The 22,069-nt window shown below is 64.9% G+C and carries 20 protein-coding genes; 5 read left to right on the plus strand and 15 right to left on the minus strand.

All coding sequences use genetic code 11. The annotated features are described in order from the left end of the window. Window positions 1-44 precede the first annotated feature (44 nt). From CUJ90_RS31840 to CUJ90_RS31870, 7 genes are all read right to left on the minus strand, one after another. Window positions 45-1,463 carry an MFS transporter gene (locus CUJ90_RS31840; RefSeq protein WP_073431124.1) on the minus strand — a complete coding sequence of 473 codons (1,419 nt, stop codon included), beginning with the start codon at window positions 1,461-1,463 and terminating at the stop codon, window positions 45-47. 144 nt (window positions 1,464-1,607) lie between these two features. Continuing rightward, complete coding sequence (locus tag CUJ90_RS31845; RefSeq protein ID WP_073431125.1) at window positions 1,608-1,871, minus strand: hypothetical protein; 264 nt, start codon at window positions 1,869-1,871, stop codon at window positions 1,608-1,610. 57 nt (window positions 1,872-1,928) lie between these two features. Then, window positions 1,929-2,585 carry a sarcosine oxidase subunit gamma gene (locus CUJ90_RS31850; RefSeq protein WP_114164619.1) on the minus strand — a complete coding sequence of 219 codons (657 nt, stop codon included), beginning with the start codon at window positions 2,583-2,585 and terminating at the stop codon, window positions 1,929-1,931. Continuing rightward, window positions 2,575-5,577, minus strand: coding sequence for a sarcosine oxidase subunit alpha family protein (locus CUJ90_RS31855; RefSeq protein ID WP_114164620.1), 3,003 nt, complete (start codon window positions 5,575-5,577; stop codon window positions 2,575-2,577). The genes CUJ90_RS31850 and CUJ90_RS31855 overlap by 11 nt, the downstream gene beginning before the upstream one ends. Beyond that, on the minus strand, window positions 5,574-5,888 hold the full coding sequence (locus tag CUJ90_RS31860) for a sarcosine oxidase subunit delta (RefSeq protein ID WP_073431128.1): 315 nt from the start codon (window positions 5,886-5,888) through the stop codon (window positions 5,574-5,576). Before CUJ90_RS31860 ends, CUJ90_RS31855 begins: the two co-directional genes overlap by 4 nt. A gap of 22 nt (window positions 5,889-5,910) precedes the next feature. Continuing rightward, on the minus strand, window positions 5,911-7,155 hold the full coding sequence (locus CUJ90_RS31865; protein ID WP_114164745.1) for a sarcosine oxidase subunit beta family protein: 1,245 nt from the start codon (window positions 7,153-7,155) through the stop codon (window positions 5,911-5,913). Window positions 7,156-7,208: 53 nt separating this feature from the next. Further along, window positions 7,209-8,603, minus strand: coding sequence for an L-serine ammonia-lyase (locus CUJ90_RS31870; protein ID WP_073431129.1), 1,395 nt, complete (start codon window positions 8,601-8,603; stop codon window positions 7,209-7,211). A 309-nt stretch (window positions 8,604-8,912) separates the two neighbouring features. Here CUJ90_RS31870 and CUJ90_RS31875 point away from each other — a divergent pair, with 309 nt between their 5' ends. After that, entirely contained in the window at window positions 8,913-9,995 is a 1,083-nt protein-coding gene (locus CUJ90_RS31875; protein ID WP_073431162.1) for a GlxA family transcriptional regulator, read from the plus strand. 82 nt (window positions 9,996-10,077) lie between these two features. On the opposite strand, the gene CUJ90_RS31880 is transcribed toward CUJ90_RS31875, so the two are convergent. The 4 genes from CUJ90_RS31880 to CUJ90_RS31895 all read right to left on the minus strand — a co-directional run bounded on the left by CUJ90_RS31880 (window position 10,078) and on the right by CUJ90_RS31895 (window position 14,189). Continuing rightward, on the minus strand, window positions 10,078-11,013 hold the full coding sequence (locus CUJ90_RS31880; protein ID WP_073431130.1) for a choline ABC transporter substrate-binding protein: 936 nt from the start codon (window positions 11,011-11,013) through the stop codon (window positions 10,078-10,080). A gap of 90 nt (window positions 11,014-11,103) precedes the next feature. Beyond that, a complete protein-coding gene (locus tag CUJ90_RS31885) occupies window positions 11,104-12,105 on the minus strand; it encodes a GlxA family transcriptional regulator (protein ID WP_073431131.1) in 1,002 nt (333 codons plus the stop codon). Window positions 12,106-12,112: 7 nt separating this feature from the next. Then, a complete protein-coding gene (gene choW / locus CUJ90_RS31890; RefSeq protein WP_073431132.1) occupies window positions 12,113-13,015 on the minus strand; it encodes a choline ABC transporter permease subunit in 903 nt (300 codons plus the stop codon). After that, window positions 13,008-14,189 (minus strand): quaternary amine ABC transporter ATP-binding protein, encoded by a 1,182-nt coding sequence (locus tag CUJ90_RS31895; protein WP_073431133.1) that lies wholly within the window; start codon window positions 14,187-14,189, stop codon window positions 13,008-13,010. The genes choW and CUJ90_RS31895 overlap by 8 nt, the downstream gene beginning before the upstream one ends. A gap of 494 nt (window positions 14,190-14,683) precedes the next feature. Here CUJ90_RS31895 and CUJ90_RS31900 point away from each other — a divergent pair, with 494 nt between their 5' ends. Then, window positions 14,684-15,010 carry a hypothetical protein gene (locus CUJ90_RS31900; RefSeq protein WP_114164621.1) on the plus strand — a complete coding sequence of 109 codons (327 nt, stop codon included), beginning with the start codon at window positions 14,684-14,686 and terminating at the stop codon, window positions 15,008-15,010. A 48-nt stretch (window positions 15,011-15,058) separates the two neighbouring features. Here CUJ90_RS31900 and CUJ90_RS31905 read toward each other — a convergent pair whose 3' ends face one another. The 3 genes from CUJ90_RS31905 to CUJ90_RS31915 all read right to left on the minus strand — a co-directional run bounded on the left by CUJ90_RS31905 (window position 15,059) and on the right by CUJ90_RS31915 (window position 18,495). Continuing rightward, entirely contained in the window at window positions 15,059-16,354 is a 1,296-nt protein-coding gene (locus CUJ90_RS31905) for an MFS transporter (protein ID WP_114164622.1), read from the minus strand. 144 nt (window positions 16,355-16,498) lie between these two features. Next, a protein-coding gene (locus CUJ90_RS31910) for an IS5 family transposase (protein WP_114161924.1) occupies window positions 16,499-17,310 on the minus strand; the annotation gives its coding sequence in 2 pieces (ribosomal slippage) (window positions 16,499-16,971 and window positions 16,971-17,310; 813 coding nt in all). A gap of 90 nt (window positions 17,311-17,400) precedes the next feature. Beyond that, entirely contained in the window at window positions 17,401-18,495 is a 1,095-nt protein-coding gene (locus tag CUJ90_RS31915; protein ID WP_114164623.1) for a tartrate dehydrogenase, read from the minus strand. Window positions 18,496-18,621: 126 nt separating this feature from the next. Between CUJ90_RS31915 and CUJ90_RS31920 the strand changes: the two genes are divergently transcribed. Further along, the gene (locus CUJ90_RS31920) at window positions 18,622-19,533 is read left to right on the plus strand and encodes a LysR family transcriptional regulator (RefSeq protein ID WP_114164624.1); all 912 of its coding nucleotides are present in this window, start codon (window positions 18,622-18,624) and stop codon (window positions 19,531-19,533) included. 163 nt (window positions 19,534-19,696) lie between these two features. On the opposite strand, the gene CUJ90_RS31925 is transcribed toward CUJ90_RS31920, so the two are convergent. Further along, window positions 19,697-20,017 carry a hypothetical protein gene (locus CUJ90_RS31925; protein WP_083085645.1) on the minus strand — a complete coding sequence of 107 codons (321 nt, stop codon included), beginning with the start codon at window positions 20,015-20,017 and terminating at the stop codon, window positions 19,697-19,699. A gap of 270 nt (window positions 20,018-20,287) precedes the next feature. On the opposite strand from CUJ90_RS31925, the gene CUJ90_RS31930 reads away from it, so the two are divergent. After that, window positions 20,288-20,989, plus strand: coding sequence for a PIG-L deacetylase family protein (locus CUJ90_RS31930; protein WP_114164625.1), 702 nt, complete (start codon window positions 20,288-20,290; stop codon window positions 20,987-20,989). Between the two features lie 60 nt (window positions 20,990-21,049). After that, window positions 21,050-22,039, plus strand: a complete 990-nt coding sequence (locus CUJ90_RS31935) for a glycosyltransferase family 2 protein (protein ID WP_114164626.1) — start codon at window positions 21,050-21,052, stop codon at window positions 22,037-22,039. Window positions 22,040-22,069: the final 30 nt, after the last annotated feature.

A 22,069-nucleotide genomic window follows, 5' to 3' on the forward strand; every position in this document is an offset into this window, starting at 1 on the left:
CGCGACAACGTCGCGGCCTTTTTAACACCCGCCTCCTGCAACCCTCACTCCCGCACCGGACTCAACACCCCCTGCCCGTCCGTCTCCACCGCTTCGGACACGAGCGTCTCCAACGCCAACCCACGCGTCTCGATCCCCAGTACCCACACCGCCGCGGCCGCGATCACAAAACACATCGCACCGAGCGAAAACACGCCGCCTTGCCCGAACACCGGCAGCACGACGCCGACCACATACGGCCCGATCAACGAACCCACCCGCCCAATCGCGGACGCAAACCCCGAACCGGTAGCGCGCGCGCCCGTGCCGTAAAGCTCCGGCGTATAGGTGTAAAGCACCGCCCACATCGCGAACAGAAAGAACTGCATCGCGAGCCCGGCGCAGATCAGCAGCGCCGGCGTTTGTGCATGCAACGCGGTCTGTCCATAGACATACGCCATCACCGCGCTGCCCGCGAGCGAAGCAATACAGGTCGGCTTGCGTCCCCACCGCTCGACCAGCCACGCCGCGCAAATAAAGCCCGGAATCCCGCCGAGCGAAATCAGCACCGTGTACAACACCGACTTCGTCACCGCGAAACCGGCCTGCTGCATCAACGCGCCGAGCCACGAGGTCAGCCCGTAGAATCCGAGCAACGCGAAGAACCACAGCGTCCACACCATGATCGTGCGGCGCCGGTAGGCGATGCTCCAGATCTCGCGGAATGCGCCCGTCCCCTTCGCCACTGCCGGCTCCGCGAGCATCACGGGCGCGCGCAACTGGCTCAGCCCCGCCGCCTTCATCACTTTCACTTCGATCTGCGCGAGTACTTTGTCCGCCTCGGCGATGCGTCCGCGATGTTCGAGCCAGCGCGGCGATTCCGGCACGACGCGGCGCACGACCAGCACGAATACCGCCGGAATCGCGAGCAGCGCGAACTCGGTGCGCCACCCTAGCGTCGGCAACACGAAATACGACACCACGCCCGCCGTGATGAAGCCGAGCGGCCAGAAGCCGTCCATCAGCGCGATCAAACGTCCGCGCGACGCAGCCGGCACGAACTCCGACAGCAGCGTTTGCGCAATCGGAAACTCCATGCCCATGCCGAAGCCGAGCAGCACGCGATAAAAGATCAGCGCCTCGACGCTCTGCGCGGTCGAGCAGAGGTATGACGCCAGCCCCCACAACACCATGCTCCACTGAAACACGGGCCGTCGTCCGAAACGATCCGCGAGCAATCCGGCAATCGCCGCACCGCCCACCATGCCGAAGAAGCTCGCGCTCGCAACCAACCCCGTCGTCGCGGTCGACAGATGAAACTCCGTCTTGATCGAGCCGAGCACGAAGGTCATCGTGCCGAGATCGACGGAGTCGAAGAAGAACGCGATCGCGATGATGATGAAGATGGTCCGGTGATAACCGGAAAACGGCAGGCGTTCGAGTCGCGCGGCTGCGCTCGCGCGAGGCTGAAAAGCGGTGGACATGTCATCCCCTCATTGATGCGGCGGCTGCCGCGTGGCTGTTCCGATCGGTGTTTTCAGTAGACGCCGACATAAATCGGCCACATAGAAGAAATGCGTCATCGGAATGGAACGGGGGCGTCGTTCCTCGACCGCGGAGCGAAAGCGTTACGCCCGCAGCCGCGCCCGCGCCGCGCCGGCAATGCGCGCGAGCGCATCCGCGCTCAGGCGCGCGGCGATTTTCTCGACGTAGTCGTGATGCCGCGCCTGCAGCGGCGCGCCGAGTTGCTGCGCGAGCAGATAGCGGATCAGCGCGATGCGCCGGTGCCGCAACTCGATGCTCTGTTCGAGCAGCGCGAGCGCGGCGTGCGCATCGCCCTGTTGAAACGCGCGCTCGGTGAGGCGCGCGGTGGCTAGACGTGTCGACGTCATGTCGGTCGATCGCGAGGCAAGCCGCGAGCGGTGCGGGCAAGCACCGCTCGCCGCGTCTCACGACATCAGCGGCTCGGCGGCGTCGAGCATGATCTTGACGAAGTAGTCCGCGAAGCTGCGGCGCACGACGAGATCGAAACTATCCGGCCCGGTGGGCAGCAGCGTCATCGACGCCTTGAAATAATGGCTTTGCGCGCACTGTCCTTCACCGAACAGCTTGGGATGCAGGTCGAGCGGGCACCCGCGCGCGAGCACCTCGCGCACACGCGTGCCGCTGATTTCGAGCACCGTATAGCCGCTGCCGATATCCACCGCCGAAGCAAACACGCCGGCAAACGCGGCGCCGAGCTTCGCTTGCAGCGGCGCGGTGCGCGACGCGTCGTGCGCCGTCGCCGAGCGCGCCAGCCATTCGTCCGGCCCGAGCCACAACAGGTCGTAGCCGTTGCCGCGCGCCATCGTGTTCGCCTTCTCCGGCGGCCGGCAGCCGAGCACGCTTTCCACGGCACGCACAAACGCCGCGTCGCGCGTATCGCCGCGCACGTTCACCAGTTCCAGAAACGGCCGCTCGCTCAGCCGGAACGCGGCGGACGCCGTGGTCTGATGCTTCTTCAGCAGCGCGTCCGTGCCGACCAGCGGCGACTCCTGCCACACGCCGGTTTGCTTGCCGACGGCGCGATCCACCACCGACGCCGTCCCTCCTGTTTCATTCCACATGTTGACGTGCTCCTTCGCTGTCGTAGAACACCGAACTGGTGACCTTGGCCGCAATCTGCCTGCCGCTGGAAAGCGGGATGGTGACGGTTTCGCCGATCTTGTCGAGACCGCCCTTCACGACCGCCATCGCGATCGAGCGCTTCAGAATCGGGCTGTAATAGCTCGACGTGACGTGGCCGAGCATCGGCGCGGTGTCGCCCTGGAATGGGCCGGCGACGATTTGCGAGCCCTCGGGAATCACGAACGACGGATCGTCCGCGAGCAATCCCACCAGTTGCTTGCGCCCCGTCTTCGCCGTATCGGAGCGCGTGAGCGAACGCTTGCCGAGAAAGTCCTTCGACTTCGCGACGAGCCCGCCCATGCCGAGATCGTAAGGCGTCATCGAGCCGTCCGTATCCTGGCCGACGATGATGTAGCCCTTCTCCGCGCGCAGCACGTGCATGGTTTCCGTGCCGTAGGGCGTGATGTCGAACTCCGCGCCCGCGGCCATCAGCGCTTCCCACACCGCGCGCCCGACGTTGGCCGGCACGTTCACTTCATAAGCGAGTTCGCCGGAGAAGCTGATCCGCATCACGCGCGACGCCGCGCCCGCGATCGTGCCTTCGCGATAGCTCATGAACGGGAACGCGGCGTTCGCGAAGTCGATGTCGTGGCACACCTTCTGCAAGACCTTGCGGCTGTTCGGACCGACCACGGCAAAAGTGGCCCAGTGGTCCGTGACCGACGCGAGCCGCACGCGCATGTCGGGCCATTCGGTTTGCAGCCAGCGTTCGAGCCACGTGAGCACACGCGCGGCGCCGCCCGTGGTGGTGGTCATCATGTAATGCTGATCGGCGAGGCGCACCGTCACGCCGTCGTCGAAGATCATGCCGTTCTCGTCGAGCATCAGGCCATAGCGGCACTTGCCGACTTCCAGCTTGCTCCACGGATTCGTATAGACCCAGTTCAGCAGCTTCGCCGAATCGGGGCCCTGAATGTCGATCTTGCCGAGCGTCGAGGCGTCGAGAATGCCGACGCTCGTGCGCACCGCGAGCGACTCGCGCGCCACCGCCGCGTGCATGTCCTCCCCCGCTTTCGGGTAGTACCAGGGACGCTTCCAGTTGCCGACGTCCTCGAACGCCGCGCCGTTTTGCACATGCCATTCGTGCACCGCCGTCTTGCGCACCGGATCGAGAAACTCGCCCAACTCGCGGCCCGCGAACGTGCCGAACGTGACCGGCGTGTAGTTGGGCCGGAACGTCGTCGTGCCGGTCTCGGGAATCGTCTTGCCGAGCGCCTGCGCGAGAATCGCCATGCCGTTGATGTTGCCGAGCTTGCCCTGATCGGTGCCGAAGCCCATCGCCGTGTAGCGCTTCACGTGCTCGACCGATTCGAAACCCTCGCGCGCCGCGAGGAAAATATCGGCCGCCGACACGTCGTTCTGGAAATCGACGAACTGCTTCGGCCCACGCGTGGCGAGTTCGCGTCCGCCGACGAGCCACAGCGGCTGCATCTTCGCTTCCGCGATGTCGGCGACTTGCACCGGATTCGGCCGCGCGACGATATGACCGGCGGCGCGCGCCGCCTCGACGCCGGCATCCATCGCGACACGGATGCCTTGGCCCAGCGTGAAGTCGCCCGCGCAAGCGCCGACGCTCGTTTCCGGCTGCATCGCCTTGCCCGGCACGAAGCAGGCTTTTTCGTCATGCCAGTGCGCCTTGCCGCCCGACTGCGCGAACAGATGCAGCACCGGGCTCCAGCCGCCGGACATCGCCAGCAGATCGCAAGCGAGTTCGCCCTGCTTCGCGCCGACCTGGCCGTTCGAATACGACGCGACCTCCACCGAGTCGACGCGCAGCTTGCCGTGCGCCGCCGTGATCGCCACGCCGTTCATCACCTTCACGCCATAGCGCCGCGCGAGCGCCGGCAGCGTGCCCTTCGATTCGCCCGCGCGCGGATCGACCACCGTCACCTGCGCGCCGGCCGTCTTCAGGTCGAGCGCGCATTGATAGCCGTCGTCGTTGTTGGTGAACACCACCGCGTTGCGCCCCGGCAGCACCGCATAGCGATGCAGATACGTGGACACCGCCGAAGCCAGCATCACGCCCGGCAGATCGTTGTTGCCGAATACGATCGGCCGTTCATGCGCGCCGGTCGCGAGAATCACGCGTTTCGCGCGGATCTTCCACATCAGTTCGCGCGTGCCCTTGCGTTGCGACACCGGCAGATGCTCGGTGAGCCGCTGCGTGACCGTGACCAGATTGTGGTCCTGATAGCCGAATGCGGTGCTGCGGCAGAGGATTTTCACGTCGGGCATTTGCCGCAGTTCGTCCTCGATCTTATGCACCCATTGCAACGCGGGCTTGCCGTCGATATCCGTGCGGCACGACAGCAGCGAGCCGCCGAGTTCCGGCTGATCGTCGACCAGGGTCACGCGCGCGCCGGACAGCGCCGCCGCGTGCGCGGCCGCGAGGCCGGTCGGGCCGCCGCCGACCACCAGCACGTCGCAATGCGCAAAGCACTTGTCGTAGCGGTCGGCGTCGGTGTGCTCGGGCGCCTTGCCGAGACCGGCCGCGTCGCGAATCACTTCTTCGTACTTCGGCCAGAACTTGCGCGGCCACATGAAGGTCTTGTAGTAGAAGCCCGCCGGAATGAAGCGCGCGATCTTCTGATTGACCGCCATGCGGTCTTTCTCGATGCTCGGCTTCGCGTTCACGCTGGTGGCGACGAGCCCCTGATACAACTCCACCTCGGTGGCGCGCGCATTCGGCACGGTGTAGGCGCCGGTTTCGAGTTGCACGATCGCATTCGGCTCTTCCACGCCCGCCGTGACGATGCCGCGCGGCCGGTGATATTTCCAGCTACGCGCGACGAAATGCACGCCGTTCGCGAGCAAGGCCGAAGCCAGCGTGTCGCCCTGATAGCCCTGATACTTGCGGCCGTTGAACGTGAAGCTCAACACGATCGCGCGGTTGATGCGCCCGCCGCTCGGCAGTCGGTCTTTCTGGCTCATGATGCCTTACCCTCGTTTGCTTGACCCTCGTTGCCGCCCATCGTGAGCAGCGGACGCTCGAACGTCTCGTAGCCTTGAATCTCGTAGCTCACGGTGTCGCGCTGCGCCTTGAACCAGCGGCGGCAGCCTTGCGCGTGCAGCCATTGCTCGTGATGCACGCCGCGCGGATTCTTGCGCATGAACAGGTAGTCGCCCCATTCCTTATCGGTGAGTTTGTCGGTGTCGAGCGGGCGGGCGATGTCCGCCTCGCCGCCGCAGGAAAATTCGGTTTCGGCGCGTGGCCCGCACCACGGGCATTCGATCAGCAGCATGTTCCTTTCTCCTCGTGTGCGATTAGTGGGCCACGGCGGCTGCGCCGTGCTCATCGATCAGGTGGCCGGTATAGAAACGCTCCAGCGAGAACGGCGCGTTCAGCGGATGCGGCTCGTCCTTCGCGATGGTGTACGCGTAAGCCCAACCGGAGCCCGGCGTCGCCTTGAAGCCGCCCGTTCCCCAGCCGCAATTGAAATAAAGCCCCTTCACGTCGGTCTTGCTGATGATCGGGCACGCATCCGGCGACACGTCCACGATGCCGCCCCACTGGCGGTTCATCCGCACGCGCGAGAACACCGGGAACATTTCGACGATCGCCTCGAGCGTGCCTTCGATGATCTGGAAACTGCCGCGCTGACCGAAGCCCGTGTACTGATCGACGCCCGCGCCGATCACCAGATCGCCCTTGTCGGACTGGCTGATATACGCGTGCACCGCGTTCGACATCACCACGGTATTGACCACCGGCTTGATCGGCTCGGACACGAGCGCCTGCAACGGATGGCTCTCCAAAGGCAAACGCACGCCGGCCATGTCCGCGAGCGTGGACGTATTGCCCGCCGCGACGATCGCCACCTTCTTCGCCTTGATGAAACCCTTCGTGGTGTCCACGCCGGTCACCTGGCTGCCGTCGCGGCGAATGCCCGTGACCTGGCAGTTCTGCACGATATCCACGCCGGCCTGGTCCGCGCCGCGCGCGAAACCCCACGCCACCGCGTCATGCCGGGCCACGCCGCCGCGGCGCTGGATCGACGCGCCGAGCACCGGGTAGCGGCTGTTCAGGTTGATGGTCGGTTCGAGTTCCTTGATCTGCGCCGGGGTGAGGAATTCGGCGTCCACGCCGTTCAGCCGGTTCGCATTCACGCGGCGCTCGGTGTCGCGCACGTCCTGCAACGTGTGGGCGAGATTCATCACGCCGCGCTGGCTGAACATCACGTTGTAGTTGAGGTCCTGCGAAAGCCCTTCCCACAGCTTCATTGCTTTCTCGTAGAGCGCGGCCGACTCGTCCCACAGATAATTCGAGCGCACGATGGTCGTATTGCGCGCCGTATTGCCGCCGCCGATCCAGCCCTTCTCCAGCACGGCGATATTGCGCACGCCATGCTCCTTCGCGAGGTAATAGGCGGTGGCGAGACCGTGCCCGCCGCCGCCGACGATCACGACGTCGTACTCACGCCTGGGCTCCGGACTCTTCCACTGTCGCTCCCAGTTCTCGTGATACGACATTCCGTTGCGCAACAGGCTGAATATCGAATAGCGGCTCATCATTGATCCTTGTTGGTGCTGTCGGTACTAATGCTCGATACGTCGTAGCGGGTTCAACACTCGATGACGTTCACGGCGAGACCGCCGCGCGACGTCTCCTTGTATTTCGTCTTCATGTCAGCGCCGGTTTCGCGCATCGTCTTGATCACGTTGTCGAGCGACACGTAGTGCTGGCCGTCGCCCTTCATCGCCATGCGCGCGGCGTTCAGCGCCTTGATCGCGCCCATTGCATTGCGTTCGATGCAGGGAATCTGCACGAGCCCGCCGACCGGATCGCAGGTCATGCCGAGGTTGTGTTCCATGCCGATTTCGGCGGCGTTCTCGACTTGCGTCGGCGTGCCGCCCATGACGGCGGCGAGCGCCGCCGCGGCCATCGAGCAGGCGACGCCCACCTCGCCCTGGCAGCCCACTTCCGCGCCGGAGATCGACGCGGTTTCCTTGTAGATGATGCCGATCGCGGCGGCCGTCAGCAAAAACGTGACGATGCCTTCGTCGTTCGACGCGTGCATGAACTTCACGTAGTAATGCAGCACGGCGGGAATCACGCCGGCCGCGCCGTTGGTCGGCGCGGTGACCACGCGCCCGCCTGCGGCGTTTTCCTCGTTGACGGCCATCGCGTACAGGTTGACCCAGTCGAGCATCGAGAGCGGATCGCGCAGCGACTCCTCGGAACGCGAGCGCAATTGCGCGCTCAGATCGGCGGCGCGGCGCTTCACGTGCATCGGGCCGGGCAACTCGCCGCGCACCTTGCAGCCGCGCTCGACGCACGCCGCCATCACGCGCCAGATCGCGAGCAGGCCGTCGCGCACTTCCTGTTCGGGACGCGACGCGCATTCGTTGCGCAGCGTCACCTCGGCGATCGACAGGCCGGTTTCGCGGCACACGCGCATCAGATCGTCGCCGGTGCGAAACGGATGCGGCACCTGAGCGCCGGCGCGCAAGCCGTTCACGCGATCGCCCTCGCGATTCACCACGAAGCCGCCGCCGATCGAGTAATACTCCTTCTCCACCAGCAACTGACCGTTTTCGTCGAATGCCTGAAACCGCATGCCGTTCGGATGCACGATGCTCGAACCCGGCGCGCCGGGCATCAGCTTGCGAAAGAAGCCGAGATGCTCGCGCTCGTCGAACTTGATGGGATGCTTGCCGAGCAGCGTCAGTTGCTTCGTTTCGCGGATCGCCTGCAAGCGCGGCTCGATCTGGTCCGGGTCGATCAGATCGGGCAGATTGCCTTCGAGCCCGAGCAGCACCGCCTTGTCCGTGCCGTGCCCCTTGCCGGTCGCGCCGAGCGAGCCGAACAGTTCGACCTTCACGCGGCGCACGAAGCCGAGCAGGTTGGCGTCCTCGATATGCGAGGCGAAGCGGCAAGCAGCGATCATCGGCCCGACCGTGTGCGAGCTTGAGGGACCGATACCGATCTTGAACAGATCGAAAACGCTGACGTTCATGGCGTGCCTTGTGCGTTGCGATGCATGGGTGGCCGGGTTCGGCCTGAAGTAGCCCCTATTGCACCGCACGTCAATTTGGACCGATAGAATAAAAACGGCATGACAGTGGGATAGTGGCGTCAAGCGGGCCGCCCGCAAAGCGCCGCGGCGCATTTGCGATGACTTCTGACGCATTTGCGACAGGCGTCGCGCCCGTCGCTGGCGATGCTGGCGGCACCGCTTCGGTGGCGCAAATGAAGCGGCCCGGTGAAGCGCCTTGTTTCCCCGGTGCTATGCTTGATTCAACCTTTTCTCTTGCCGGCTGCATGCATGAATTCCGCTGAACCGCTTCCCCTTCAATCGATCGACGGCACCTCGAAACAGCGCATCCGCTTCGGCATCATCCTGCTGCCGAACTTCACGCTGACGGCGTTCTCGGGGTTCGTCGACCTGCTGCGCCTGTCCGCGGATGAAGGCGACTTCAGCAAGCCCGTGCGCTGTTCGTGGAGCGTGATAGGGGAAACCCTCGCTCCGGTGCGCGCGAGTTGCGGCATCCAGATCACGCCGTGGGAAACCTTCGACAACGCCGAGCGGTTCGATTACGTCGTGGTGGTCGGCGGCCTGCTGCATTCCGGTCCCGCCGCCAACGAGGCGACGCTCGCGTTCATCCGCCGCGCCGCCGCCACCGACGCGACGCTCGTCGGCATGTGCACCGGCGTGTTTTCGCTGATGCGCGCGGGCGTGCTGGAAGGCCATCGCATTTGCGTGAGCTGGTTTCACTACTGGGATTTCATCGAGCGCTTTCCGTCGGTGAATGAAGAAGCGCTGGTGGCCGACCGCCTCTTCGTGATCGACCGCCGTCGCATTACGTGTTCGGGCGGGCGCGCATCGATCGACGTGGCCGCGGCGATCTTGCTGCGTCACTTCGAAACCGCCACCGTGCAGAAGGCGCTGCGCATTCTGCTGGTGGACGACATGCAAAAAGGCAACGCGCCGCAGCCGCACCCGCCCGGACTCGCGCCCGCCGCGCATCCCAAGGTGAAGCGCGCGATTCTTCTGATGGAGCAGCACGTGGGGCGTTCGCTGTCGCTGGATGAACTGGCGGGCAAGCTCGATCTTTCGCCGCGTCAGTTGGAACGGCTTTTCAAGGCGCAGACCGGCAAGGCGCCGCAAGCCTACGCGAAGCAGGTGCGCTTGCGCACCGCCGCGTGGCTGCTGACGAGTTCGGATAAAACCGTGGCGGACATTGCATCGAGTTGCGGCTTTTCCGATGCATCGCATCTGGGCCGCGAATTCCGCAAGCAGTTCGGCTTGCCGCCGATGATGTACCGCGAGCAGCGCGGAACGGCCGCGCAAGTGGAAGACGGCTCGGGGTATGACGAAACTTTTCCGGGGCGGGCTCAGGCGATCTGAGCCGGCTTGAACCTGCTTGAACGGGGCATGCGCGGCCGTCACACAAGAAGCGACAGCCGCGCATGCCGCGGCTAGTCCGGCATCACTTCCCCGCCACGAACGCCTTCACCGCCGGCAAGCCGTCCTTGCCGTCGAACGTCTTCACCCCCGCGAGCCATTGATCGAGCACGGACGGATTCGCCTTCAGCCACTCGCGCGCGGCCTTGTTCGGATCGGTCTTGTTCATGATCGGCAGCATCACGTGGTTCTCGATATCGGTCGTGAAGTGCAGGTTCGCCACCAGCTTCGCGACGTTCGGGCAGCGCGTCGCGTAATCGCTCGGCGTGACCGTCAACACCTTCGCTTCGCCGTAGTTCGGGCCGAACACGTCGTCGCCGCCGGACAGATAATCGATCTTCATCTGCACGTTCATCGGATGCGGTTCCCAGCCGAGAAACACGATCGGCTTCTTGTCGCGAATCGAGCGGTTCACCTCGACCAGCATGCCCGCCTCGCTCGACTCCACCAGCTTGAACTTGCCGAGCCCGTACTGATTGCTGTCGATCATCTTCTTGATCAGCGCATTGCCGTCGTTGCCCGGCTCGATGCCGTAGATCTTGCCGTCGAGCTTGTCGTAGTTCTTCGCGATGTCGGCGAACGTCTTGATGCCCGCCTGATACGCGTAGTCCGGCACGGCCAGCGTGTATTTCGCGCCGGTCAGGTTCGGCGTGGGCAGCACGCTGAGCTGGCCGGCCTTCTTGAACGGATCGATCATCGGGTCCATGGTCGGCGACCAGTAGCCAAGGAACACGTCGATCTGCTTGCTCTTCACGCCGGCGAACGTGATCGGCACCGAGGCGATCGTCTTGGTCGGCTTGTAGCCGAGCCCTTCGAGCACCGTCGAGGCGAGGCCGGTGGTCGCCGCGATATCGGTCCAGCCGACGTCGGCGAATCGCACGGCGCGGCAACTAGCGGGGTCCGCGGCAAAGACAGACGACATCGACAGCGCGCACAGCGACGCGGCCCATACATGTTTCATGGCGTTCCCTCAGGGTGGTTGATACTCGACTGGTTTTCTTGCGTGGGTGGTATTGCGTTGCCTGCTTCAGAAGTTCGGGCGCTCAGGCGCTCAGGCGGATAAACGCCGCTCGACGCTCGGCGCATGACCGAACTGCGCGCGATACGCCTTGCTGAAATGACACGGCGAATGAAACCCGCACACGGCGGTCACGCGCGCGATCGACGCATCCGTGTTGCGCAGCAGTTCGCGCGCGCGCCGCAAACGCAGCGTCAGGTAATAGTGCGTGGGCGACGCGCTCAGGAACATCTTGAACATGCGCTGCAAATGCCGTTGCGACAGATGCACGAGCCGCGCGAGTTCGTCGAGCGAGAGCGGCTCCTCGATATTCGCTTCCATGAGCCGCACCACTTCGATCAGTTCCGCGCGCGAGAAACCGACCCGCGCGTCGACCGGAATGTGCTGATAATCGGTCGAGCCGCGAATCCGCTCGACGATGAACTGCTCGGACACCTGCGCGGCGATCGAATGCCCGAGGCGCATGCCGACCAGGTTCAGCAGCAGATCGAGCGGCGCGGTGCCGCCGGTGCAGGTCATCCGGTCACGGTCGATCACGAACAGTTCGTCGGCGAAACGCACGTGCGGGTAGCTCTTGTGCAACGGCGACATGTCCTCCCAATGCACGGTGCAGCGATAACCGTCGAGCAGCCCCGCCGCGAGCAGCGCATACGGCCCGGTGCAGATGCCGCCGAGCGGAATGCCCTGCGCGGCCACGTCGCGCAGCAGCGCGATCACCGTCTCGTCCACGTAATCGCGCACGTGCCAGCCCGCGCAGACGATCAGCACGTCCGGCATGCCGGCTTCGGCCAGCGTGGTGGTGGGCTTCACCGTGATGCCGTTGCTGGCCCGCGCCGGTTCGCCGTCCGGCGTGATCACCGACCACGTGTAGTGCTGCGCGCGGCCCACGTAGTTGGCCATGCGCAGCACTTCGACCGCGCTCGTGAACGCGATCATCGAAAAATTCGGCAGCGTCAGGAAGCCGAAGTGCGCGAGTTTCGACAACGGCGAGTCGGCCGGCGTCTCGACAGGGGCGGCAATCGCGTCGCGCTTCATCGGCGGCTCAGCCGTGCTGCGCCGCGGGCGCGCGGCGCACCTTCATCAGGCTGCGCAAGCCGGAGAGCAGCGGCGCGCGCGCCATGCCCGGCGAACGGCCGAAGCTTTCCGTGATGCGGTCGAGAATGATCGCCAGCATCACCACCGAGAGTCCGCTTTCGAAGCCGAGCCCGATGTCGAGCCGCTGAATACTCGCCAGCACGTCGTTGCCGAGACCGCCCGCGCCCACCATCGACGCGATGATCACCATCGAGAGCGCCATCATGATGGTCTGGTTCACGCCGGTCATGATCGAGGGCAGCGCGTTCGGAAACTGCACCTTGTAGAGCAATTGCCAGGGCGTGCAGCCGAAAGCCTGCCCCGCTTCCACGATTTCGCGGTTCACGTGCTTGATGCCGAGCGACGTGAGGCGCACCGCCGGCGGCATCGCGAAGATCACCGTCGAGAGAATGCCCGGCACGCGGCCCAGACCGAACAGCATCGCGGCCGGAATCAGGTAGACGAACGCGGGCATGGTCTGCATCAGATCGAGCACCGGGCGCACCGTCATCTCGACGTAGCGGCTCTTCGCGGTCCAGATGCCGAGCGGCACGCCGAGCAACAGGCTGATCAAGGTCGACGACAGCGTGAGCCCGAGCGTGATCACCATCTGATCCCAGAAGCCGGTGGCGTAGATCAGCAGCATCGCGAGCAGCGTGAAGAGCGCGAAGCGCCAGCCCACCCGCCACAAACCGATGCCGACGAAGAACGCCATCAGCGCCCACATGGGCACGGCTTGCAAGCCGTGCTCGATCAACGCGGCGAAGCTCTCGATCGCCTTGCCGATCGCGTCGAAGGTTTTTGCGTCGTGGTCGAGCAGATAGTGAACGCCGTGGTCGACCCAGGCGCCGAGTGGAATGACTTCAGACATGGGAACTCCGATGGCGCGTGAGAACGTTCAGCACGTTCGTCTTGTTGACGGAACCGCAGTAGGAGCCGTCGGCTTCGACGACCGGCAGCGGCGCGCGGCTCGCCACCACCCGTTCGACGACGTCGTCGAGCGGCGTGGTGCGGCGGATGCACTCGATGGGGTTGAGCTGCGGCGACGCGCTGCCCATCGCATCGCGGCACACGAAGCCGCGAATCTTGCGCTCGCCGTCGAGCACGAATGCGTAGTCGCCGCTGCCGTTGAGCGTCGCGGCCACGCTCGACGCGTCGATCTGCGTCGCGTGCGAATGCATCAGCGGCACGGCGTCGGTTTGCATCAGATCGCCCGCGGTCAGATAGCGGCTCGTGTCGATGCCTTCGAAGAACGCCCGCACGTAATCGTCGGCGGGGTTCGTGATGATTTGCTGCGGCGTGCCGACCTGCACCACCTTGCCGCCTTCCATGATCGCGATACGCGTGCCGATGCGCATGGCCTCTTCCAGATCGTGCGAGACGAACAGAATGGTGCGCTGCTGCTCGCGCTGCAGATCGAGCAGCACGTTCTGCATTTCCTTGCGCTTGAGCGGATCGAGCGCGGAGAACGCCTCGTCCATGATCATCAGCGAGGGGTTGACCGCCAGCGCCCGCGCGAGACCCACGCGCTGCTGCATGCCGCCCGAGAGCTGCGCCGGCAGCTTCGCGGCGAACGGCGCGAGGCCGACCTGTTCGAGCACCGTCATCGCGCGCTTCTCGCGTTCCTTGCGGCCGATGCCCGCGACTTCCAGGCCGAACGCCGCGTTGGACAGCACGGTGCGCTGCGGCATCAGCGCGAAGGACTGGAACACCATGCTCATGTCCTTGCGGCGCAGCGCCGTCAATTCCGAGCGCGGCACGCTGGCCACGTCGCGGCCGTCGATCAGCACCTTGCCGGCGGTGGGCTCCACCAGCCGATTGATCAGGCGAATCAGCGTCGACTTGCCGGAGCCCGACAGGCCCATCAGCACGAAGATCTCGCCTTCCTTGACTTCGAACGACACATTGTGGACACCGACGATCTGACCGGTGCGCGCGAACACTTCCTCTTTCGTCGCACCGCCTGCCAGCATGCCGATCGCCTGCTTCGGGTTGGTGCCGAACACCTTGCACAGCCCTTCGACCACGACCTTCGGGGAATTCATTGAATGTTCTCCTTGCGTGGCGGACGTCCGTCCGCGCTGTGCATACATAGTTGCCAGAAAAAAGTACGGCTAGCCGACTATTTGCGACAACCACATGAGGAAATACGACACCCCCGCCGCGCGCGCCCCGCCGACAAAACGCGCAAGCCTTGCGGGGCAAGGGTTTGACGGCTATCGAGAGGCTCGGCCCGGCATGTCGCGCGAGAGCAAGTGTAGGCCGCCGGGATGAAAAAAAACCGCGCTTCGAGGGTTTGACCGGTGCGTTTGCCGCGCATCGGCGACGCACGGCTGCGCTCCCGCGAAACCGCATGCCAGGGTAAACCGGCAAGCGGGCCGGTCGCCATGCACGGAAATCATTACGAGAACCTTAAGCCCGCACGCCGTTACGCGGTGTTACCGATCTCGCATCCCCCTTGCACCTGCAAATCGCGGCACTGCCTACACTGCGTTCCATCTCCACTGTCATCGCTTCATCCATGCGGCGAAAACAAACAATGCGCAAGAAATTATTTTCAGTGATGGTCGGCACGGCGGTAGGGATGGCTTTCGCGCTGGCGTCGCCGGTGGCGTCCGCACATGTGGATGTCGGCATCGGCATCGGCATTCCGGGGCCGGTTTTCGTCCCCGCGCAGCCGGCGTATGTCGAGCCGCCGCCGGTGGTGTATGCGCCCGCGCCGGTCGTCGGCTATGGCTACGGCTATGACGACGACTGGCGTGCGCGCGAATGGCGCGAGCATCAGGAGCGGCGTGAGCGGCGTTGGCGCCGCCACGAGGAACACGAGCGCGAATGGCGCGAGCGCCACGGCTGGGGTGACGATTAAGACAGGCTGAGGCGGGCTGTCACCTGCTTCGCATGACAGCCGCGTGGATCATTGCGGCGCGGTCGCCGTCCGATAGCCGCGTCGTCCGATAGCCAGGGCGAGAAAAGCCGACACCGCGAGACTCGCCGCCACCACATAAAGCCCGGCGGCGTATCCTCCGGTCACGCTTTTCAGCCAGCCGATCGCGAACGGGCCGACGAAGCCGCCAAGATTGCCGATCGAGTTGATCATGGCGATGCCGGCCGCCGCGCCCGCGCCCGACAGAAAAGTGCTCGGCATCGCCCACAACGGCGCCTTGGCCGCGCTGATGCCCACGTTCACCGCGATCAGCGCCGCCACCACTGCCACGACGCTATCCGCGACGCCGGCCCACGCGAGCCCCGCGCCCGCCACCACGCAGGGAATCACGACGTGCCAGGTGCGCTCGCCGCTGCGGTCCGAATGCCGCGCCCACATCACCATGCCGATCACCGCGAGCACGCTCGGAATCGCGTTCAACGCGCCGGTGCCGAGCGCGCTGAAACCGAACTGGCGAATGATCAGCGGCGCCCATAAGCCGAGCGTGTAGAGCCCCGCGGACGTGCCGAAGTAGATCATCGCCATGACCCACACGCGCGGGTCGCGCAATGCCGCGAGCGCGCCCGACGCATGTCCTGCCTGCGACTCGCGTCCCATGCGCTCCTCGCGCAAGGTCGTGACGAGCCAGGTTTTCTCGTCGGCGGCGAGCCACGTCGCTTTTTCGGGTGAATCCGTGAGCGCCTTGAGCACCACGAAGCCGAGCACCACCGCCGGAATCGCCTCGATGATGAAGAGCCATTGCCAGTCCTTCAAGCCGAACAACGCGGGCATCTGCATGATCGCGCCGGAAATGGGCGAGCCGATCGCGGTCGACAACGGCGCGGCCGCCATGAACGCGGCGGCGGCCACCGCGCGCTGGCGCGCCGGAAACCACTGGCTGAGATAGAGGATGATGCCCGGAAAGAAACCGGCTTCGGCTACGCCCAGCAAAAAGCGCAACACGTAGAACGAATTCGGCCCGACGACGAACGCCGAAGCCGCCGACACCAGCCCCCACGTCACCATCACGCGCGCGATCCAGACGCGCGCGCCGACTTTGTTCAGGATGAGATTCGACGGCACTTCGCACAGAAAGTAGCCGAGAAAGAAGATGCCGCCGCCGAGCCCGAACATGGTCGGCGAGAGGCCGAGATCCTTGTTCATCGTGAGCGCCGCGAAACCCACATTCACGCGATCGAGAAAGCTCACGAAGTAAAGCAGCATGACGAAGGGCAAAATGCGCCACGTCAGCTTGCGCACCACACGGGCTTGCAATTCATTGGACATGCCTGTCTCCGCTGTGTTGAATTCGCCCGTGACGCGCGCGTCCGGGCGTTATGTTCTTATGTGATGAATGCGTCGCTCGCTCGAAGGCCGAGCGAGCGCGAATAACGAATAACTCAGATCGGCGAATAAGAAGCTGTTGCGAAATTAGTTAAACCAAGGCTTGAGGCGCGTCCAGCAAATCAAGGCGCAAGCTAACGAGAGGAAAGCCTCGTGGATATGGGCGTAGCGTTCATAGCGAATCTTCAGGCGTCGAAACGAGTGAAGCCAGGCAATCGAGCGCTCGACTTGCCAACGCGTTTTGCCGAGTCCGCTGCCATGGGGCGAGCCAATTTTTGCGAGCACGGGCGTGATGCCACGTTCGCGCAAGCGCTGCCGATGTGGCTCGGAACTGTAGCCCCGGTCGCCCTGAACGATTTGCGGCTTGTGCAGGGGACGTCCCCGTTTGCCCCGGATATGTGGAATGGCCTGGACCAGTGCATCGAGCTGCGTAATGTCGTGGCGGTTTGCGCCGGTCAGGATGACCGCGAGCGGGATGCCTTGCGCGTCGACGATGAGGTGGTGCTTGCTGCCGAGCTTGCGCCGGTCCGTGGGATTCGGGCCGGTTTTTTTCCCGCCAGCATGGCGCGAATTGATGAGCTGTCGACGATGGCACGCGTTAAGTCGATTTCGCCACGGCGGCGCAGTTCGGCCAGCAGCGTTTCGTGGATACGTTGCCAGACACCGGCCTTCTGCCATGCGACGAGCCGTCGCCAGCAGGCGGTGCCTGAGCCGCAACCCATTTCCTGCGGCAGCAGGTTCCACGCAATGCCCGAGCGCAGCACGAACACGATGCCAGTCAGCACTGCTCGGTCTGGCGTCGGTTTGCGGCCCGCGTACTGGCGATTGCGCGGTGCTCGCGCGGGCAGAAGCGGTTCGATGAGTGACCACAATTCGTCGTCTATGAGTTCTTTAGGCATTGCTTCCTGTCAGGCAAAACAAGACAAGAAGTTAACACCAAGTCAGAAAAGTTAACAGACCCAAAACTTAATTTCGCAACAGCTTCTAACTCAGATCGCGGCCGATTCCGCCGCGAGATTCGCCGCGAGGAGGTCGCAGACCGCATCGGTCACCTGAGCGGTGGTGGCGCTGCCGCCGAGGTCGCCGGTATGCAGCGCGGGGTTCGCCGTGATGCGTTCGATCGCGTCCATCAACTGGCGCGCGGCGTGCGTCTCGCCGAGATGATCGAGCATCATCACCACCGACCAGAAGGTGCCGACCGGATTGGCGAGACCCTTGCCCATGATGTCGAACGCGGAGCCGTGAATCGGCTCGAACATCGACGGATAGCGGCGCTCGGGATCGAGATTCGCCGTCGGCGCGATGCCGAGGCTGCCGGCCAGCGCCGCGGCCAGGTCGCTGAGAATGTCCGCGTGAAGATTGGTGGCGACGATCGTGTCGAGCGTCGCCGGCCGGTTGACCATGCGCGCGGTCGCGGCGTCGACGAGTTCCTTGTCCCAGCGCACGTCGGGAAACTCCTTCGAGACCTGCAACGCGATCTCGTCCCACATCACCATCGCGTGACGCTGCGCATTGCTCTTGGTAATCACCGTCAGCAGCTTGCGCGGGCGCGACTGCGCGAGCCGGAACGCGAAACGCAGAATGCGTTCGACACCGGCGCGCGTCATCATCGAAACGTCGGTGGCGACTTCGAGCGGATGACCCTGATGCGCGCGCCCGCCCACGCCGGAATACTCGCCTTCCGAGTTCTCGCGCACGATCACCCAGTCGAGATCCTTCGGCGCGCAGCGTTTCAACGGCGCGTCGATGCCGGGCAGGATGCGCGTGGGCCGCACGTTCGCATACTGATCGAAGCCCTGGCAGATCTTCAGGCGCAAGCCCCACAAGGTCACGTGATCGGGAATATGCGGGTCGCCCGCCGAGCCGAACAGAATCGCGTCCTTGTCGCGGATCGCGTCCAGTCCGTCGGCCGGCATCATCACGCCATGCTCGCGGTAGTAGTCGCCGCCCCACTCGAAGTTCTCGAATTCGAAGCGCAAGGCGTCGTGGCGCGCGGCGATGGCTTCGAGAACCCTCTGGCCGGCGGGCACGACCTCCTTGCCGATGCCGTCGCCGGGGATGGTTGCGATGCGGTAGGTCTTCACTGGCGTCTCCTTGATGTTGAAGGTATGGCTCGCATCGTAAGACGCGCACGGCTCGCGGAAACGTTGCTAGACTCAAAGCATCCTTAACCTGAAGTTAACGATACGTCCGCAGTTTGCGTTGATCCAATGACCTCATCGATACAACCCGACGACCTCGCCTTCTTCTCCACGCTGGCCGCAAGCGGCAGCCTGACCGCCGCCGCGCGTGAACTCGGCCTGAGCACGGCGGCGGTGAGCAAGCATCTCGCGCAGATGGAATCGCGCGCGGGCGTTTCGCTCGTGAACCGCACGACCCGGCGCATGAGCCTCACGCCCGAAGGCGAGCTTTATCTGACGCGCGCGCGGCGCATCCTGAGCGAAATGGACGATCTCGCGCAGTTGCTCGGCGGCTCGCGAGCCGCGCCGAAAGGTCTGCTGCGCGTGAATGCGACGCTCGGGTTCGGGCGCAGCCACGTGGCCCCGCTGATCTCGCGGTTCGTGCGGCGCTTTCCCGAAGTGGACGTGCAGTTGCAGCTTTCCGTCGACCCGCCGCCGCTCAGCGACGACGCCTTCGACGTGTGCGTGCGCTTCGGCGAACCGCCGGATGCGCGCGTGATCGCCCGCCGGGTCGCGCCGAACCGGCGCCTGCTGTGCGCGTCGCCCGCCTATCTCGCGAAGCGGCGCGCGCCGCGCGGCCCGGCTGAGTTATCGCAACACAACTGCATCGGCATTCGTCAGGGCGACGACGGCTACGGGCTATGGCGTCTGACGAGCGGACGTGGCGCGACGCAAAAGACGGAGACCGTGAGAGTGCGCGGCAACCTCACCACCAATGACGGCGAGATCGCGGTGAAGTGGGCGCTGGATGGCCACGGCATTCTGATGCGCGCGGAGTGGGACATCGCGGAGTATCTCGCCGATGGCCGGCTCGTCCACGTGCTGCCCGACTATCGAACGCCGGGCGCGGACATTTATGCGGTGTATCCGCAGCAGTTGCAGATGACGGCGCGAGTGAAGGCGTTCGTCGACATGCTGGTCGAGACGCTCGGCGGGCGGTGAACCCGCGCGGCTCACATGCGTCGAGCGGCAGCGCGGCGAGCTAACGCTGCGATCGCTCATTGGCGGAAATTCACGGGACGCTGTCCGTGTTGTCCAGACCGTCTGCTTCGTTAATTGAAAACAGCCGCGCGAGCCCGGTCGGCGCCACGCGGCTGCTGCACGGTTACTGGCTCGCGCCCGTTCCGATGCCCGCCTTCTTCTGCGCTTTCTGCAGATCGTTCGGATAGTTCGGGTCGTTCCTGGACGGCTGATAACCCGCGTCCTCGAGCTTCTTCAACTCGGCATTCTTCTTCGCGCGCGCCTGCTTGCGCGCCGCTTTACGCTCGGCCTTGGTCGGCTTCGCGCTGCTCGCCACGCCGGGCTGGGCGGCCTCGGCCGCGGGCGCGCTCGCGGCATCCTGCGCGACCGCGAGCGGCATGCCGCCGGCCACCAGGGCGGTGACCGCGAGCCCGAGCATGATCTGTTTGACGGCGAATGACTTCATGACTGATATCCCCTCTGGAAAGTTGGCAATGACGTTGAAGCCTGTCTGCGATGTCGTTCATGACGACGAGTCGCGCGATAGGCAGCACGGACTCGCCGATTAAAGCTTACAGGCAAACGCGCGCGAGTGAGGTCTGGGCACACTGGGTATCCATACAGCATGGCGGCGATCGCCGATTGCCGATCTCCGATTCCCCCGGAAGAAGCGAGGTCCGCATATTGCTGCCCGGCAATACATCCATGATCTTTCGACGATCCCGCACGTTTAGCCATGAGCGAATCGCATCGACACCTGCTGGTCATCTCGCCGCACTTCGACGACGCCGTTCTCAGTTGCGGCGAACTGCTCGCCGCGCGGCCGGGGGCGCGGGTCTGCACCGTCTTCGCCGCGCCGCCCACGGAAAACATGACGACGGACTGGGACCGCCGAGCCGGTTTCGCCGACGCCTTCGAGGCAATAAAAGCGCGCACCGAGGAAGACACGCGCGCACTCGCGATACTGCAAGCCACACCGCTGCGCCTGCCCTTTTGCGACGCGCAGTATCTGGCGTCGCCTTCTCACGAAGCGCTCGTGCGCGCGCTGCAACAGACGCTGATCGAGTCGGAAGCGGACATGCTCATGGCACCGCTCGGCCTGTTTCACGCCGATCACATGCTTACGGCACGAGCCTGCCTCGCATTGCTGATCGACACGCCGGGTCTCGCCTTTTATGTCTATGAAGACATCCCCTACCGGTGCATCGAAGGCGCGGTTCAGGCTCGCCTCGCCGAACTATCCTCGCTCGGCTACACGGTCACCCCCGCCGAGGAACTGCAAGCGCCCGCCGATAGGCGAGCCGAACGCGAGCACATGGAACTGAAGCGTGAAGCAATCGGCGCGTACCGCAGCCAGTTGCGCGCTTTCGGTCCGAACGCACGCGCCAGCCTGTTCGCGCAGGAGCGTTACTGGCAGGTCCGCCGCAAAAACGCATAGCGCATGGGCACATCGTTTGCTCGACAGCACGCATCGACCATCAGAAGAACATCGAACCGCATGGAACAGAAGCCGCTTGCCTCGCGCATCTCCGTGGTCGTCCTCACGCACAATCGCGCGGACGAACTGATCGCCACCCTCGAACGACTGCTAGCCCTCCCCGAACGTCCCAACATTTTCGTCGCGGACAACGCGTCCGGCGACAACACGGTTTCACTCGTCAGAACGTTGTTTCCAACCGTCCGCGTGATCGAATGCGGCGCGAATCTCGGCGCGGCCGGCCGCAATCGCGCGGCCGAATGCGTCGGCACCGAGTATGTCGCCTTCTGCGACGACGACACCTGGTGGGAGCCGGGCTCGCTCGAACGCGCGGTGCAATTGCTCGACGCATGGCCGAACGTCGGCGTGCTGAGCGCACGCGTGGTGGTGGGCGAAGCGCGAGTCCCCGACCCGATCTGCGCGGTGATGCGCGCAAGCCCGCTCGGCGGCGACGGCCTGCCCGGCCCGGCATTGATCGGCTACATGGCGGGCGCCTGTGTATTTCGCACCGCGCTGTTTCGCGAGATAGGCGGCTACGAGCCGCGTCTTTTCATCGGCGGCGAGGAAGAACTCGTCGCGCTGGATGTGCTCGCCTCCGGTCATGCGATCGTCTATTGCGATCAGTTGACCGTGCATCATCATCCGTCGCCGGCTCGCAATAGCGGCTTGCGGCGGCGCACGCTGGCGCGCAACGCGGCGTGGATCGCGTGGCTGCGTCTGCCGTGGCAGGAGGCGTGCCGCGCGACGCTGCGCGCTTTCGGCGTGTGGGCTCGGGAAGGCACGCTGCTGCGCGACGGCGTGGCGCTGCTGCGCGGGCTCGCGTGGGCGTTGCCGCGTCGCGAGGTCGTGCCGCCCCATGTGCTGGGTCTGCGGGAGCGTGTGCGGCTGGGCGAGCGCGCGGCGCTGGCGTCGAATACCGGCACGGGGGTGGGCGTGGGTACGGGCGTGGGCGTGGGTGCGGGCGTAACTACCGGCCCGGGCGCGGGGGTTGGCGCGAAGCGCGGCGGCTAATGGCGAGCCGTGTATCCGAAGCGCGGCCGG

The organism is Paraburkholderia terricola (genome assembly GCF_003330825.1).
GTDB classification, from domain to species: Bacteria; Pseudomonadota; Gammaproteobacteria; order Burkholderiales; family Burkholderiaceae; genus Paraburkholderia; species Paraburkholderia terricola.

Bases quoted from the DNA above. Each gene is read 5' to 3' on its own strand.
- CUJ90_RS31900 (WP_114164621.1), top strand. From the start codon at position 14,684: ATGCGCAAGAAATTATTTTCAGTGATGGTCGGCACGGCGGTAGGGATG.
- CUJ90_RS31850 (WP_114164619.1), bottom strand. From the start codon at position 2,585: ATGTGGAATGAAACAGGAGGGACGGCGTCGGTGGTGGATCGCGCCGTC.
- CUJ90_RS31840 (WP_073431124.1), bottom strand. From the start codon at position 1,463: ATGTCCACCGCTTTTCAGCCTCGCGCGAGCGCAGCCGCGCGACTCGAA.
- choW (WP_073431132.1), bottom strand. From the start codon at position 13,015: ATGTCTGAAGTCATTCCACTCGGCGCCTGGGTCGACCACGGCGTTCAC.
- CUJ90_RS31925 (WP_083085645.1), bottom strand. From the start codon at position 20,017: ATGAAGTCATTCGCCGTCAAACAGATCATGCTCGGGCTCGCGGTCACC.
- CUJ90_RS31865 (WP_114164745.1), bottom strand. From the start codon at position 7,155: ATGAGCCGCTATTCGATATTCAGCCTGTTGCGCAACGGAATGTCGTAT.
- CUJ90_RS31895 (WP_073431133.1), bottom strand. From the start codon at position 14,189: ATGAATTCCCCGAAGGTCGTGGTCGAAGGGCTGTGCAAGGTGTTCGGC.
- CUJ90_RS31905 (WP_114164622.1), bottom strand. From the start codon at position 16,354: ATGTCCAATGAATTGCAAGCCCGTGTGGTGCGCAAGCTGACGTGGCGC.
- CUJ90_RS31860 (WP_073431128.1), bottom strand. From the start codon at position 5,888: ATGCTGCTGATCGAATGCCCGTGGTGCGGGCCACGCGCCGAAACCGAA.
- CUJ90_RS31935 (WP_114164626.1), top strand. From the start codon at position 21,050: ATGGAACAGAAGCCGCTTGCCTCGCGCATCTCCGTGGTCGTCCTCACG.
- CUJ90_RS31930 (WP_114164625.1), top strand. From the start codon at position 20,288: ATGAGCGAATCGCATCGACACCTGCTGGTCATCTCGCCGCACTTCGAC.
- CUJ90_RS31885 (WP_073431131.1), bottom strand. From the start codon at position 12,105: ATGAAGCGCGACGCGATTGCCGCCCCTGTCGAGACGCCGGCCGACTCG.
- CUJ90_RS31880 (WP_073431130.1), bottom strand. From the start codon at position 11,013: ATGAAACATGTATGGGCCGCGTCGCTGTGCGCGCTGTCGATGTCGTCT.
- CUJ90_RS31920 (WP_114164624.1), top strand. From the start codon at position 18,622: ATGACCTCATCGATACAACCCGACGACCTCGCCTTCTTCTCCACGCTG.
- CUJ90_RS31855 (WP_114164620.1), bottom strand. From the start codon at position 5,577: ATGAGCCAGAAAGACCGACTGCCGAGCGGCGGGCGCATCAACCGCGCG.
- CUJ90_RS31870 (WP_073431129.1), bottom strand. From the start codon at position 8,603: ATGAACGTCAGCGTTTTCGATCTGTTCAAGATCGGTATCGGTCCCTCA.
- CUJ90_RS31875 (WP_073431162.1), top strand. From the start codon at position 8,913: ATGAATTCCGCTGAACCGCTTCCCCTTCAATCGATCGACGGCACCTCG.
- CUJ90_RS31845 (WP_073431125.1), bottom strand. From the start codon at position 1,871: ATGACGTCGACACGTCTAGCCACCGCGCGCCTCACCGAGCGCGCGTTT.